Genomic DNA, 14,457 nt, shown 5'->3' with positions numbered 1-14,457 from the left:
CGCCGGGCGCTTTACGTCGCGGCGCCCTCTAGCGCGCTTCACCGGGCGGGAAAAGCCGCCCGGCACGATGGTTGCGCTACCATCGCATTTTTGCGCGTTTTTGTTTCGCTAGCGGGCCAGCCAGCCCCCATCCACGGGCAGAGTAATGCCCTGAACATAGTCAGACGCCGACGACGCCAGGAACACTGCCGCGCCGCCGATATCCTCCGGGCGGCCCCAGCGACCGGCCGGAATGCGCGCCAGGATGGCGGCGTTGCGATCCTGATCGGCGCGCAGAGCCTCGGTATTGTTGGTGTCGAAATAGCCCGGCGCGATGGCGTTGACGTTGATCCCCTTGGTCGCCCACTCGTTGGCGAGGATCTTGGTCAGGCCCGCCAGGCCCGACTTGGAGGCCGTATAGGACGGCACGCGGATGCCGCCCTGGAACGAGAGCAGCGAGGCGATGTTGATCACCTTGGCCTGACCGCTCTCGAAGCCCTGCTTCAGGGCCTGCTTGGCGAAGGCCTGGGTCAGGAAGAAGACCACCTTCAGATTGGTGTCCATCACCGCGTCCCAGTCAGCCTCGCTGAACTCGATCGAGTCCGCGCGACGGATGATGCCGGCGTTATTGACCAGGATGTCGACCTTGCCGAACGCGGCGACCGTTTCGTCGACCACGCGCTGGACGGGCTCGATCGAGCCGAAGTCGGCCTTGATCGACAGGAACTTACGGCCCAGGGCCTCGACGGCGGCTTGCGTTTCGGTCGGGGCGCTGCGGCCCGCGGCGGCGATGTCCGCGCCGGCGGCGGCGAGCGCAATGGCGATCCCCTGCCCGATCCCGGTGTTGGCGCCGGTGACGAGCGCGACCTTGCCTTCGAGGCTGAACGGATTGGCCATGTCGAGTTCCTGTTCAAATTGGGTGTCATCCCGGACGACCTGGAAGGTCGATCCGGGACCCTGGGGCCGACGGCAAGGCGGCTGCCCCTGGGTCCCGGCTCTACGCTGCGCTCCGGCCGGGATGACACGGGAGCGCGATGGCCAAAGGCCCTACTTCAGCTGGCAGATGTCCAGCACGTTCATGTCGGTGTAGTCGAGGTTCTCGCCGCCCATCGCCCAGATGAAGGTGTAGTTGGCGGTGCCCGAGCCCATGTGGATCGACCACGGCGGGCTCATCACGGCTTCCTCGTTGGCGATCACGATGTGACGCATCTCGTCCGGCTCGCCCATGTAGTGGAAGACCCGGTCGTTCTCGCCCAGACCGAAGTAGAAATAGGCTTCCGAGCGACGGTCGTGCAGGTGGGGCGGCATGGTGTTCCAGACGCTGCCCGGCTTCAGCACGGTCATGCCCAGCAGCAGCTGAGCCGACTTGCAGGTGGTCGGCACGATGTACTGGTAGATCGTGCGCTCGTTGCTGGTCTCCAGCGCGCCACGCTCCAGCGGGATCGCATCAGCGAAGGCCAGCTTCTTGGTTTCGAAAGCAGCGTGGGCCGGCAGGCTGACGAGATAGAAGCGTGCGGCGCCGTCGACGCCTTCGAAGGTGACGTCCTTGGCGCCCATGGTCACGTACAGGCCGTCACGCGGAACGATCTCGTAGGCGACGCCGTCGACGGTGATCTTGCCGGTGGTGTCGCCGACATTGATCACGCCCAGCTCGCGGCGCTCCAGGAACGGGTGGCCGGCGGCCGAAGCGGGTTCGGTCTGGTCGGGCAGCTTGATCGGGCTGGTGGCCACCACGCCGCCGACGACGAAGCGCTCGGCGTGATTGTAGGTCAGGACGATCTGGCCATCCTGGAACAGCCCCTGCATCAGGTAACGGTCGCGCAGGTCGTCATTGCTGACCGCGAACATCATGTCCGGATGGGTGGCGTGATAGGTCTTGGCGAACATCGGGAAGTCTCCGGAAAAGGTGTTCTATTCTGCGGCGGCGCGCAGGGTGGCGGGACGGGCCCAGTCCGGACGCTGGTCCAGCTTGTAGGCCTTCTTGGGCAGGTTGTAGGTCAGGTCGACGATCAACTCCTCAGCCTCAACCAGATCCATCCGATGCTCGGCGACCATGCGGGCCAGGAACGCGCTGTCGACGCGGCGGGCCACGTCGTGACGGGCCGGGATCGACAGGAAGGCGCGGGTGTCGTCGTTGAAGCCGACGGTGTTGTAGAAGCCGGCAGTCTCGGTGACCTGCTCGCGGAAGCGCATCATGCCTTCCGGGCTGTCATGGAACCACCAGGACGGACCCAGCTTCAGCACGGGATAGTGGCCGGCCAGCGGGGCCAGCTCGCGGCTGTAGGTCGTCTCGTCCAGCGTGAACAGGATGATCGACAGGCGCGGATCGTTGCCCAAGCGGGTCAGCAGCGGCTTGAGCGCATCCACATACTCGGTACGCATCGGGATGTCGGCGCCCTTGTCGCGACCATGCGAGTTCAACAGGCCAACATTGTGATTGCGGTGCGAGCCCGGGTGGATCTGCATGACCAGACCATCATCCAGGCTCATCTTGGCCATCTCGGTCAGCATCTGAGCGCGGAAGAGTTCGGCCTTCTCTGGGGTGACATCCCCCTTCACCAGGCTGTTGAACAGCGCCTCGGCCTCGACGTCCGAAAGATCAGCGGTCGCCGCAGTGGGATGCCCATGGTCGGACGAGGTCGCGCCGGCGTCGATGAAGGCCTGGCGACGCAGGCGGTGCGCCTCCAGATAACTCTTCCAGCTGTAGACGTCCTGGCCGGAGGTCTCGGCGAACCGTTCGAAGGCGCGCGGGCTCCGCTCGTCTTCGAAATCGATCACAGCATCGGGACGATAGGCGGTGATCACATGGCCGCCCCAGCCGCTTTCGCGGATCGCGGCGTGGTGCTGAAGGCTCTCGTGCGGACCTTCGGTCGTGGCGAGCGTCTCGATATTGAAGCGGTCAAACAACGCGCGGGGGCGGAAGGCGTCGGTGGCCAGCGCGGCGGTGATGCGGTCGAAATAGTCGTCGGCGTTCGACGCTTCGAGGAACTCGGTGAAGCCGAACACCTGGCTGAACACGTGGTTCAGCCAAACCCAGGACGGCGTGCCCCGGAAGAGATAAAAGTGCGACGCGAACACCCGCCACGCCTCGCGCGGGTCGGTGTCGGGAACCCCGGCCTTGGAGCGGACCTTCAGCGCATCCAGGCTGACGCCCTGGCTGTAGAGCATGCGGAAGAGGTAGTGATCCGGCGCCAGCAGAAGGTCCGTGGCGTCCTGGAACGGCGCGTTGGTCGCGAACCAGGACGGATCGGTGTGACCGTGCGGGCTGATGATCGGCAGGTCCTTGACCAGCGCATAAAGGCCACGCGCGTAGGACCGGGTGGCCGGATCCGACGGGAAAAGACGATCCTCGTGAAAGCTCAGAGGCCTGGCCATGACTTTGCGTCTGCTCCCTTACGCTCTGGCAGCTTCGCGACGGCTGCCCGTGTCCGCTTGGTAACCGGTGTCATCTCGTGATGCAAGCACCAGCGCGTGGCGCTCACCTAGGCCGGAACCGGCCCGGAAGACTGCCGGATAACCAGATTTGGTTCCATCTTGGTGACATCGCGCGGTTCGCGGCGCTCATCGCCAATCAGCTTTTCGACCGCGATCCTGCCGATCTCGCGCGTCGGCGTATGGATCGTGGTCAGAGGCGGCCACACCGCCTGCGCGATCTGGAAATCGTCGAACCCGACCACGGTGAGGTCCTGCGGCACCGACAGCCCCGCCTTTCGGGCCGACTGCAGGACACCGGCGGCCATTTCGTCGTTGCCGCAGAAGATCGCCGTCGGACGCGGCGAGCGCGAAAGCAGCTCGTCGCCACAGGCGACGCCCGACTCGAAGGTGTAGGCGCCCTGCACGATATCGTTCGGCGACAAGCTCAGCCCGGCCTCGGCCAGGCCATCCTCGAACCCCCCTCGCCGCTCGTGCGACGAACGGAACGTCTCCGGACCGGAGATGAACGCGATCCGCTTGTGCCCCAACTCGACGATGTGGCGGGCCGCCTGCGCGCCGCCCATCCGGTCCTGACCAACGATCATGTGTTCGGGCTTGTCCAGTTCGACCGACGCGATGCGGATATAGGCGCAGCCGATCTCGTTCAGCAGCTTGGCCACGCGCTCGTCTTCGGAAACCGACGGCGGCAAGACCACGCCGAAAAGCTTCTGCCGTTCAACGAAGGCGCGGATGTCCGTCAAGAAGGTGGGGCTGGCGCGATTGCAGGGATGAACGACGAGCTCGAACCCGGAGCCTCGCATGCCGTCCAGCAGCCCAAGCTGCATGTTCACGACGTACTGCGGGTTGGGGTTGTCGTAGATCATGCCGATCAGGAACGAGCGGCGGAACGCCAGACCGCGCGCCTGCGGATCGGGCGCATAGCCCCATTCGGCGATCACCGCCTCGATGCGCTCGCGGGTCTCGTCGCGGACGAAGGGCGACTGGTTGATGACCCGGGAGACCGTCTTCTTCGAAACGCCGGCCAGGCGCGCGATGTCATTGATCGTCGCCCGGCGCCGTCCGCCTTCGACGCCGGTCTCACTTTCTTCCGGGATCGTGGAAGGCGTCTTGGAGGGGCTCACGGGGTTTCCAGCAGCTTTGGGCGTTTTCTTTTGTCATACTCCAGCCAGACAAGCCTCGCCAACCTATGGACAAACATTCGATTGCGAGATCGGTGACACCGGTTACCCTTGCCCAGACAACCCGTTTTGGCCGCCGCTGGTGCGGCAACGATCATAGCCGATGACCAAAAACACCCCCGCTCCTGGCGAATCGATCCACGCGGTGGATCCCCGCGATCACGTTGCGACCGCTCTACGTGATCTGGCCTGCGGCGAGTCCGTCTCGGCGCATGGCGAGCGCTTCATTGTCCGTGCAGACGTGCCGAAGGGTCACAAGATCGCCACGCGCGTCGTTCGCTCCGGCGATGACGTCCTGAAGTACGGCTGGCCGATCGGTCGCGCCACAGCCGACATCGCGGTCGGCGACCATGTGCACGTTCACAACGTGATCACCCGCCTGGAAGGCGTCGAAGGCTACGCCTTCGCGGCCATGCCGCCGGCCGGAGCGCCGTCTGCGGACACGCGAACCTTCCAAGGCTTCCGTCGCAAGAATGGTCGGGCCGGAACGCGGAACGAGATCTGGGTGCTGTGCACGGTGGGCTGCGTCGCCAACACGGCCCGCCGGATCGCCGAGAAGGCCAACCAGCGCTTCGCCGGACGTGTGGACGGCGTCTACGCCTTCCCTCACCCGTTCGGGTGCTCCCAGCTCGGAGACGATCTGGCTCATACGCGGAAACTGATCGCCGCTCTGGCCAGCCATCCCAACGCCGGAGGCGTGCTGATGCTGGGCCTCGGCTGCGAGAATAACCAACTCAAGGCGCTGCTCGAAAGCGCTCCGGACATCGACCGAGAGCGCCTCAAGAGCTTCACGACCCAGATGGTCGAGGACGAGCTGGAAGATGGTCTGGCCGCCGTGGAAGCTCTGGTCGAGATCGCCGAGAAGGACCGGCGCGAGCCTGTGCCGGTTTCGGAACTGGTCGTGGGCCTCAAGTGCGGTGGATCGGACGGCTTTTCGGGGATCACGGCCAATCCGCTAGTCGGCCGCATCGCCGACAAGGTCGCTGAGGCCGGCGGCACCCCCGTGCTGACGGAGATTCCCGAAATCTTCGGGGCTGAGAATGTTCTGCTTCAGCGCGCCGCCAGCCGCGAGGTCTTCGACGCCGCGGTGGCGGTGATCGACGACTTCAAGCGCTACTTCATCGAAGCCAACCAGCCCATCTATGAGAACCCCTCGCCGGGCAACATCGCGGGCGGCATCACCAGTCTGGAAGAAAAATCTCTGGGCGCGGTGCAGAAGGGCGGCCGCGCGCCGTTGGTCGAGGTTCTGCGCTATGGCGAAACCGTCGGACGCCATGGCCTGACCCTGCTGGAAGCGCCAGGGAATGACGCGGTGTCCTCCACCGCCCTGACCGCGGCTGGTGCGACAGTCATCCTCTTCACCACAGGGCGCGGCACGCCCTTGGGCTTTCCTGCGCCGACCCTGAAGATCGCCTCGAACTCCGGCTTGGCGCAGCGTAAGCCGGGCTGGATCGATTTCGACGCGGGTCAGGTCCTCGAAGGCGTATCCATGGATGTCGCCGCAGAGAGCCTGATGGACCTTGTGATCGAAACCGCGTCCGGCAAGACCACCAAGGCCGAACTGAACGGCGAGCGCGAGATCGCCCTCTGGAAATCCGGCGTCACCTTATGAAAACCGGCAAGCCGGATTGCCACCGGTGTCCAAGTTGGCGCATCTAGCGCCCCATCCTCCCCCCACGAAACTCCAGGCGTGCTCCGTTGACCGCTAATTCCGCGACCTCCCCTGCCCTGCGTCTGAGCGCCACCAGCTATCCCGGCGTCTTCCCGGGCGTGGCCATCCCCACCTATGATCGGGACAAGCTACAGATCGGCGTGGTGCATTTCGGCCCCGGCGCCTTCCATCGTGCGCACCAGGCTCACTATTTCGACCAACTTCTGGCGCACGACCCGCGATGGGGCGTCTGCGCCGTGTCGCTGAAAAGCCCGGGCGTCCGGGACGCCCTGAAGCCGCAGGACGGTCTCTACACGCTGGCGCAGTTGGACGCGGAAACCACCTTCCGGATCGTCGGCTCCATCCTTGAAGTCCTGGTGGCGCCTGAGGACCCGCCCTCGGTCTTCGCGCGCCTCGCCGCGCCGACCACGCGGCTGGTGACTCTCACCGTGACCGAGAAGGGCTACACGCTTTCCGCCAATGGCGGATTGGACGAAAGCCACCCCGACATCGTCCACGATCTGGACAATCCGCGTGAGCCAAGGAGCGCCGTAGGCTATCTTGTCGAAGGCCTCCGCCGCCGCTTCGCCGCAGGCCTCGCGCCCTATGCGGTAGTCGCCTGCGACAACCTCGCGGACAACGGCTGGCGCCTGAAGGTCGCCGTCGTCGCCTACGCCGCCAAGCTGGATGAATCGCTCGCCGCGTGGATCGATCGCGAAGGCCGGTTCCCCCGCACTATGGTCGACAGCATCACACCGGCGACGGACGATGCGCTGCGGGCGCGCACCCTGGCCGCGACCGGCCTGGAGGACGCTTGGCCCATCCAGCGTGAGGCCTTCACCCAATGGGTGGTTGAAGACGTGCTCCCCGCCGACGGACCGGATCTGGCCAGCGTTGGCGTGATCATGACCGACGATGTGCGCGGTTTCGAGCGGGCCAAGCTGCGCCTCCTGAACGGCGTGCACTCAACGCTGGCCTATGTCGGTATCCTGCGCGGCCACGAAACCGTTTTCGAAGCCGTCAGCGATCCCATACTGGCCGCCTTGGCCAGCGATATGATGGCCAAGGACATCATCCCCACCCTCACCCCGCCGCGCGGCCTGGATCTGCAAGCCTATGCGGACGCCATTCTAGGCCGCTTCCGCAATCCTGAGATCCGGCACCTGCTCGCCCAGATCGCCTGGGATGGCTCGCAAAAGCTCCCGTTCCGGATCCTGGGAACCCTCACTGAGACCCTGGAGGCTGGCCGCTCGATCGAGCGACTCGCCGTTCCTCTGGCGGCCTGGATGCGGTTCGTCGCCCTGCGCGCCAAGGCCGGTGAAGCCATAATCGACCCGCTGCAAGATCGCCTCCTGGCTCTGGGCCTGGCGGCCACGGGAGAGGCCAGCGCAGACGTCGCCGCCTTCCTGGCCCTGGACGCGGTGTTCCCGGCGTCGCTGGCCGGCGATCCCCGCTTCATTTCGGCGCTGGAAAAGGCCTACGCCGATCTCGGCTAGCGGGTGACGCCCCGCGCGGTCAGCACCGGGATGACGGTGCTGACCAGGATCCGCAGATCGAACAAAAGCGAGCGACGGCGCAGATATTCGGCGTCAAGGGCGACCTTGTCGGCGATCGACAACTCGTCTCGCCCGTTGATCTGCGCCCACCCCGTCACGCCGGGGCGCAAGGCGTCAACGCCGGCAGCACGGCGCGCGGCGATCAAGTCGTCCTGATTGAACAGAGCTGGCCGGGGTCCGACCAGGCTCATGTGACCGACGAGCACGCTCCAGAGCTGGGGCAACTCATCAAGACTGAGCTTGCGCATCAGGCCGCCGATCGGCGTCAGCCATTGATCAGGATTGTCGAGAAGGTGGGTGGCCACCTCGGGCGTATCGATGCGCATGGTGCGAAACTTCGGCATCGGAAACAGCGCCGAGGCGCGCCCCACGCGCTGCGACCAGTAGAGACCAGGCCCCGGCGAAGTCAGCCGCACAAGCGCCCACAGCACGGCCAGCGGCAGGACCAGGACCGCCAGCCCGATCGCCGCAGCCAGCACATCAAACACACGCTTCATTCAGCCGGCTCGGCCTAGGCCAGATCGCCGCTCGCCGCGTCGAGCAGCAGATAGGCCCGCCCAGCGTCGGAGGACAGCAGCGCGGCGAGCAGGAAGCCTTCGCGATCCTGGCCGGCCGCCTCGTCGATCATGCCCGCATAGCGCTTGAGGAAGCGCTCAGTATTGCTCTTCAGCGTCGCGTCGGAGAACAGGCGACGGACCAAGCGACGGATCGCGGCCGGCGCCAGGCGCTTGACCACCTCTCGCGCGCCCTCCCCGTCACGCGTCTGGAGCGCGGCGGCGATCTCGTCGATCCGTCCGCGCGGTAACAGAGCGTGGGGGTCGATGCCCATGGCGGTGATCTCTGCGGCGAGCTTCTCACCCAGCCCCGCGTCGCCCGGCGAGCTGCTCTCGATGCCCGACAGCAGACCACGCCAACTCCAGTTGCCATCGGCTTCGGCTTCGGTCGGCGGCGTCCCCGTCTGCTTGCGCGCGGAGGCCTGCTCGAAGACCGAGCGGAACTCCTGGTCGGTCGCCGTCGGGGTCAAACGTAGACGGCGGCGGTCCGCCGGCGGCTCGTCCTCATCATCGAACTCGACGGTCGGAAGTGCGGAAGGCGGCGGCGCGGCGCGTGAACGGCTGGGCGGCGGCGCGGCGGGAGTCGCGCGCGCCGCGACCGTCGAAATCCCTGAGGCGGTGACGGCGCCCGCCGCCTCGCTCAGCATTTCGTAATTGCGACGAACGCGCTCCTGGAAAGCCTGGTCGATCGCCGCCGTCTCCTCGGCGGTGCGGCGCACGGCGTTCATCAGGTGCTCGACGCCCTGCTCGATCGCGATGCGAACCTCGCCCGCCTTCTGCAGCGCCTCAGCCGGCAGGTCGGCGGTGCGACGGCCGATCTCGGCCAGCATCACCTCCAATTCGTCGAGCGTGCTGCGAGCTGTCTGGACCGAGTCCTGGAGCTTCTGGGACGTCCGCGCGCCGGCCTGCTCGACCATCTGGGCCGAGTGTTCGATGATGTCGCGCGCCTCTTCCATCCGCGACTCGAACACCGCGTCAGCCTTCTGGCCGGCGGCGAAGGCGATCTCGTTCAACTGATCGACACGGCTACGCGCCGCCTCGACCCGCGCCTCGACGCTCTCGCTGGCTTTCAGCGCCGCCTCGGCCATGGCCTCCATGGCCGCCTTCAGCTCTTCTTCCAGCAGAGTCCTCTGGTTCTCGGCGACATCGCCGATGGTCTCGAGGGTCTTCTTGGCCTCCTCGGCCAGCGTGTGGCGCTGCGACTTGGCGCCGTCCGCCATCTCACGGAACTGATCGGCCGCTGCGCTGATCAAGCCGCGCAGGATCTCCGCGCCCATGGCAGCAGTGTCCGAAAGCTCGGTCGCGCCGACCCGCGTATAGGCCACGAACTCGGTGAGCTGAGCCGTCCGGGTCTCGGCTTCGGCGGCGAAATCCTCCTGCTCGGAGCGAAGCGCCTGACTGATCTCGACAAGTGCGGCGCGCTGCGCGGCGAGCGTCTTCTCGACCGACGCCACCTGGTCTCCGACCCCGACGCCGGCCGTTTCCAGGCGGGCGATCTGGCGGGACAGATCCTCGGCCCCGACGCGAGCCGCGTCCGACGCCTCAGCGGCGGCGGCGGCGAGATCGGCGGCGCGGGCCGCCAGAGCCGCTTCGGCCTCGCGCAGTTGGGTCTCCGCCAGGTCGGAAGCCTCGGCGACCATTCGCGCCTGGCTGCCGATCGCGTCGACCACCGCCGTCGAGCGCGCGTCCAGAGACTGCGACAGGGTCTCCATGGCGGAGCGCTCATGGCTCAGGCCCTGCGCCAGCTGGTTGGCCATACGCGCGGATTCAGCGGCGGCCTCGGCGAGACGCGCCGTTTCTTCGGCAAGAGCCTTGCGAAGCGAAATGATGTGCTCCCGCGCGCGGTCAGCGGCGGCGGCGGCTTCATCGACGCCCTGGCGCATCGCGTCCACGGCGTTCGTGGCGCCGGCGGCGGCCAGAGCCGCTGGCGTCACCAGGCGATCGGTCAGGGTGCGGTTGCGACGCAGTTCGTCGGAAATGCCGTTGGCCTGACGAAGCATGTAGGCGCCCAGAAGGGTCAGCAGCGCCGGACCGATCGCGAGGCCCGCAAAGACCATCAACGCGAAGCCCTCGATCTTGAAGGCCGGAACGCCGCGCGCATAGCCGAGCGCGAAGGCGATGGGGGCAAGCGCCCAGAGCGCTGCGACCGCCGTCGCCAGCGTCCAGAACAGGACACCGGACATGCGACGCGGAACAACCTCCGCCTCAAGGGAGGCGGCGGGGGGCGAAACCGAACCCCGAAGATCCAGTGCGGCTTCGCGGGCTTCCGAGCGGGCCGGCGGCGCCGATGGCGCACTAGGCTCCAGAATCGGCGCCGGCGGCTGCGGCGTCGCCGCAAGCGAATTGGCGACCTTCATGTCGGGCTCGGCGAAACGCGCGGTCTCCGCCTCGCGACGCCGGCGCGAACGCACGCTCGTCGGTGTCGGGACCGCGAGGTCATCCGGCGCGACGTCGCTCAATGTCAACGGCTCTGCGAAGCTGGGTTCGGCGTCCGGCGCCATGAAAGACGCGGACTCCGGAAGTTCAGGCGCAGTCTTGGGTTCCTCGGGAGGGATCTCCGTCGGCGTCGCGGAGAAATCGAGCGGTTGGCGCTTCTTAGGCTTCATACACAGCCGGGGTCCCAAGACGGGGCGTAAAGTGGGCGTCGACGAGGGGGCGCGCTAAACAGTCGCGCGCCGGACCCCACCTTCGCGTGTCGCATGAACCTAACGGTGAAAAGCCTTGGCGAAAAGCGGCTTTGGTTGCGTTTTCAGGAGTTGCGACGCCAGAGCGCGGCTTTCACGTGTCGCTATGAGCCGCCGCCGGTCGCTTCACATCAACAGGCGCGGGACGCATGGCGGCTTCGCGGGTGCGATTGACGGTGCGGGCTTGAGTACTCTCAGCCTTCGAGGGGCGGACATGATCGAGAACCAAGCCGAACTGGCAAAGCGCGAAGGTCGACAGCCAGACCACCGCAACCGCCAACATTTCCGCCAGGAAGCCCATAGCTCGCCTCACGACCCCATAGCGGCGTTATGCGAGCATTTCGCAAAGCAGGCGAGTGAACTTTTGGTCATGAAAGGCCGATGGGCGTACAAGACGGCTCCACGGCATCTGACAGCGCCCTTAGAATTCCGATGGTTGTCGCAACCGTCGCTCGGCCCTAGGTGCCAGCCTAGGCCTTGGGACCTTCCCCCAAGTTGCGCCTGAACACTCTTTCCTTGCGGACGCTCGCCTTGGCCTTCACCCAATACGCTCCCGCCGCTTCTCCGCCGGACCCGATGACGCCCGATCTGACACAATTGGCGATCACGCCGGCCCGCCTGACCCACCTGCAGCGACTGGAGGCCGAGAGCATCCACATCCTTCGCGAGGTGGCCGCCGAGTGCGAGCGCCCGGTCATGCTGTACTCGATCGGCAAGGACAGTGCGGTGATGCTGCATCTGGCGGCCAAGGCGTTCTATCCCAGCAAGCCGCCCTTCCCGCTTCTGCACGTCGACACGACCTGGAAGTTCCGCGACATGTACGCGCTGCGCGACAGGATCGGCTCGGAACTGGGCTTTGATCTTCTCGTGCACAAGAACCCCGACGCTCAGGCCCGGGGGATCAACCCGTTCGACCACGGCAGCGCGGTCCACACCGATTTGTGGAAGACCGAAGGTCTCAAGCAGGCCCTTTCGAAGTACGGCTTCGACGCCGCCTTCGGTGGGGCCCGCCGCGACGAGGAGAAAAGCCGCGCCAAGGAACGGGTGTTCTCGTTCCGATCGTCCGAGCACCGCTGGGACCCGAAGAACCAGCGCCCCGAGCTCTGGAATCTCTACAACACGCGCAAGCATCCTGGCGAAAGCCTGCGGGTCTTCCCGATCTCCAATTGGACCGAGCTGGACGTCTGGCAGTACATCCACCTGGAGAACATCCCGATCGTACCGCTGTACTTCGCCGCCGAGCGGCCGGTGGTCGAGCGCGACGGCGCGCTGATCATGGTCGACGATGACCGCTTCCGCCTGCGCGACGGCGAGGTCCCGCAGATGCGGAGCGTCCGCTTCCGCACCCTGGGCTGCTACCCGCTGACGGGCGCGGTCGAAAGCACCGCCGCCACACTGCCCCAGGTCATCCAGGAAATGCTGCTGACCACCACCAGCGAGCGCCAGGGCCGGGTCATCGACCATGACCAGTCCGCCTCGATGGAGAAGAAGAAGCAGGAAGGGTACTTCTGATGGCCCACCAATCCGCCCTGATCGCCGAGGACATCGAAGCCTACCTGCACCAGCACCAGCACAAGTCGCTGCTGCGCTTCATCACCTGCGGCAGCGTCGACGACGGCAAGTCCACCCTGATCGGTCGCCTGCTGTACGACAGCAAGATGATCTTCGAGGACCAGATGGCGGCCCTCGAGGCCGACTCCAGGAAGGTCGGCACCCAAGGCGGCGCGATCGACTTCGCCTTGCTGGTCGACGGTCTGGCCGCCGAGCGCGAGCAAGGCATCACCATCGATGTGGCCTACCGCTTCTTCTCGACCGAGAAGCGCAAGTTCATCGTCGCCGACACCCCCGGCCACGAGCAGTACACCCGCAACATGGTCACCGGCGCCTCGACCGCCGACGCGGCCGTGATCCTGATCGACGCGCGCAAGGGCGTGCTGACCCAGACCCGTCGCCACAGCTATCTCGTGTCCTTGCTCGGCATCCGCAACGTGGCGCTGGCGGTGAACAAAATGGACCTGGTCGGCTGGGACCAGACCGTTTTCGACGCCATCGTCGCCGACTACCGCGCCTTCGCCGAACAAATCGGCCTGTCGGTATTCACCCCGATCCCGATCTCAGGCCTCGGCGGCGACAACATGGCGACCCGCAGCGAAGCGACGCCCTGGTTCGATGGCCCGATCCTGATGGACTGGCTCGAAGCTGTGGAGGTCGAGGACGACCTGCAGGCCAAGCCCTTCCGTATGCCGGTCCAGTGGGTCAACCGCCCCAATCTCGATTTCCGAGGTTTCTCGGGCCTGATCGCCTCGGGTTCGATCAAGCCGGGCGACCGTATCCGCGCCCTGCCCTCGGGCCGCGAAAGCCGCGTGGCCCGCATCGTCACCCTGCCGGGCGATCTCGACCAGGCCGTAGCCGGCCAGTCGGTCACCCTGACCCTGGAAGACGAGATCGACATCTCCCGCGGCGACGTGATCGCCGCCGCCGACGCGCCCGCCCCCGTCGCCAATCAGTTCGAGGCCACCCTCGTCTGGATGGACGACGAGCCGCTGCCGCCGGGCCGCACCTACCTGCTGAAGCTCGGCGCGCGCACGGTCGGCGCCAGCATCACCGACATCAAGCACCGCGTGAACGTCAACACGCTGGAGAAGACCGCCGCCAAGCGCCTCGAACTGAACGAGATCGGGGTCTGCAACCTGTCGCTCGACCAGGCGATCCCGTTCGAGACCTATGCCGAAAACCGTCAGATGGGCGGTTTCATCCTGATCGACCGGCTGAGCAACCGCACGGTTGGCGCAGGCCTGATCAACTTCGCCCTGCGGCGCGCCGACAACATCCACTGGCAGCACACAGATGTAACCAAGGTCTCGCGGGCGGCGCTGAAACGCCAACGCGGCCAGGTCGTCTGGCTGACGGGTCTGTCGGGCGCGGGCAAGTCGACGATCGCCAATCTGGTCGAAAAGCGCCTGCACGCCCTGGGCCGCCACACCTATCTGCTGGACGGCGACAATGTCCGTCACGGGCTGAACAAGGACCTCGGCTTCACCGAGGAGGACCGCGTCGAGAACATCCGCCGGGTGGCCGAGGTCGCCAAATTGATGGTTGATGCCGGCCTAATCGTGCTGACGGCCTTCATCTCGCCGTTCCGGGCGGAGCGCCAACTGGCTCGCGACCTGCTGGAGCCCGGCGAGTTCATCGAGGTCTTTGTCGACACGCCGCTGGCCGTCGCCGAGGCGCGGGACGTCAAGGGGCTCTACAAGAAGGCGCGCTCGGGCCAGCTCAAGAACTTCACCGGCGTCGATAGTCCCTATGAGGCACCGGAGTCGCCGGAGCTGCGCATCGACACCACCGCGATCGATCCTGTCGAGGCGGCCGAACGGATCGTCGCCTGGCTGGAAGGCCAGGAAATCGACTACACCATCTAGC

Annotated in this window: 11 protein-coding genes and 1 pseudogene; 4 read left to right on the top strand and 8 right to left on the bottom strand. The window is 66.2% G+C overall.

The window, feature by feature from the left end:
- Positions 1 to 108 precede the first annotated feature (108 nt).
- The 5 genes and pseudogenes from kduD to OVA11_RS10640 form a co-directional block, all read right to left on the bottom strand.
- Positions 109 to 876, bottom strand: a complete 768-nt coding sequence (gene kduD, locus OVA11_RS10655; protein WP_268067358.1) for a 2-dehydro-3-deoxy-D-gluconate 5-dehydrogenase KduD — start codon at positions 874 to 876, stop codon at positions 109 to 111.
- A gap of 15 nt (positions 877 to 891) precedes the next feature.
- Positions 892 to 1,042 (bottom strand): annotated as a pseudogene (locus OVA11_RS19810) (hypothetical protein); the annotation flags it as partial.
- Complete coding sequence (gene kduI / locus OVA11_RS10650) at positions 1,027 to 1,866, bottom strand: 5-dehydro-4-deoxy-D-glucuronate isomerase (protein ID WP_010919365.1); 840 nt, start codon at positions 1,864 to 1,866, stop codon at positions 1,027 to 1,029. The pseudogene OVA11_RS19810 and the gene kduI, both read right to left, overlap by 16 nt.
- A gap of 24 nt (positions 1,867 to 1,890) precedes the next feature.
- Positions 1,891 to 3,354 carry a glucuronate isomerase gene (gene uxaC / locus OVA11_RS10645; RefSeq protein ID WP_010919364.1) on the bottom strand — a complete coding sequence of 488 codons (1,464 nt, stop codon included), beginning with the start codon at positions 3,352 to 3,354 and terminating at the stop codon, positions 1,891 to 1,893.
- Between the two features lie 107 nt (positions 3,355 to 3,461).
- Positions 3,462 to 4,535, bottom strand: a complete 1,074-nt coding sequence (locus OVA11_RS10640) for a LacI family DNA-binding transcriptional regulator (protein WP_010919363.1) — start codon at positions 4,533 to 4,535, stop codon at positions 3,462 to 3,464.
- A gap of 160 nt (positions 4,536 to 4,695) precedes the next feature.
- Between OVA11_RS10640 and OVA11_RS10635 the strand changes: the two genes are divergently transcribed.
- Together OVA11_RS10635 and OVA11_RS10630 are read left to right on the top strand one after the other, a co-directional pair.
- A complete protein-coding gene (locus OVA11_RS10635; RefSeq protein ID WP_268067357.1) occupies positions 4,696 to 6,204 on the top strand; it encodes a UxaA family hydrolase in 1,509 nt (502 codons plus the stop codon).
- Between the two features lie 86 nt (positions 6,205 to 6,290).
- Positions 6,291 to 7,739 carry a mannitol dehydrogenase family protein gene (locus tag OVA11_RS10630; RefSeq protein ID WP_268067356.1) on the top strand — a complete coding sequence of 483 codons (1,449 nt, stop codon included), beginning with the start codon at positions 6,291 to 6,293 and terminating at the stop codon, positions 7,737 to 7,739.
- On the opposite strand, the gene OVA11_RS10625 is transcribed toward OVA11_RS10630, so the two are convergent.
- The 3 genes from OVA11_RS10625 to OVA11_RS10615 all read right to left on the bottom strand — a co-directional run bounded on the left by OVA11_RS10625 (position 7,736) and on the right by OVA11_RS10615 (position 11,350).
- A complete protein-coding gene (locus tag OVA11_RS10625; RefSeq protein ID WP_268067355.1) occupies positions 7,736 to 8,296 on the bottom strand; it encodes a sugar transferase in 561 nt (186 codons plus the stop codon). The genes OVA11_RS10630 and OVA11_RS10625 overlap by 4 nt on opposite strands.
- A 14-nt stretch (positions 8,297 to 8,310) precedes the next feature.
- Positions 8,311 to 10,959, bottom strand: a complete 2,649-nt coding sequence (gene tipN / locus OVA11_RS10620) for a polar localization protein TipN (RefSeq protein ID WP_268067354.1) — start codon at positions 10,957 to 10,959, stop codon at positions 8,311 to 8,313.
- A 172-nt stretch (positions 10,960 to 11,131) separates the two neighbouring features.
- Entirely contained in the window at positions 11,132 to 11,350 is a 219-nt protein-coding gene (locus OVA11_RS10615) for a hypothetical protein (RefSeq protein WP_268067353.1), read from the bottom strand.
- A gap of 218 nt (positions 11,351 to 11,568) precedes the next feature.
- On the opposite strand from OVA11_RS10615, the gene cysD reads away from it, so the two are divergent.
- Positions 11,569 to 12,549, top strand: coding sequence for a sulfate adenylyltransferase subunit CysD (gene cysD / locus OVA11_RS10610; protein ID WP_268067352.1), 981 nt, complete (start codon positions 11,569 to 11,571; stop codon positions 12,547 to 12,549).
- Entirely contained in the window at positions 12,549 to 14,456 is a 1,908-nt protein-coding gene (gene cysN / locus OVA11_RS10605; RefSeq protein WP_268067351.1) for a sulfate adenylyltransferase subunit CysN, read from the top strand. Before cysD ends, cysN begins: the two co-directional genes overlap by 1 nt.
- Position 14,457: the final 1 nt, after the last annotated feature.

The sequence above is a fragment of the Caulobacter sp. SL161 genome (assembly GCF_026672375.1).
In the GTDB taxonomy this organism is placed as follows: Bacteria; Pseudomonadota; Alphaproteobacteria; order Caulobacterales; family Caulobacteraceae; genus Caulobacter.
This window is presented reverse-complemented; position numbering and strand designations above follow the sequence as displayed.

Coding starts and splice junctions, on each gene's coding strand:
- tipN (WP_268067354.1), bottom strand. CDS start 10,959: ATGAAGCCTAAGAAGCGCCAACCGCTCGATTTCTCCGCGACGCCGACG.
- cysN (WP_268067351.1), top strand. CDS start 12,549: ATGGCCCACCAATCCGCCCTGATCGCCGAGGACATCGAAGCCTACCTG.
- kduD (WP_268067358.1), bottom strand. CDS start 876: ATGGCCAATCCGTTCAGCCTCGAAGGCAAGGTCGCGCTCGTCACCGGC.
- OVA11_RS10625 (WP_268067355.1), bottom strand. CDS start 8,296: ATGAAGCGTGTGTTTGATGTGCTGGCTGCGGCGATCGGGCTGGCGGTC.
- uxaC (WP_010919364.1), bottom strand. CDS start 3,354: ATGGCCAGGCCTCTGAGCTTTCACGAGGATCGTCTTTTCCCGTCGGAT.
- kduI (WP_010919365.1), bottom strand. CDS start 1,866: ATGTTCGCCAAGACCTATCACGCCACCCATCCGGACATGATGTTCGCG.
- OVA11_RS10635 (WP_268067357.1), top strand. CDS start 4,696: ATGACCAAAAACACCCCCGCTCCTGGCGAATCGATCCACGCGGTGGAT.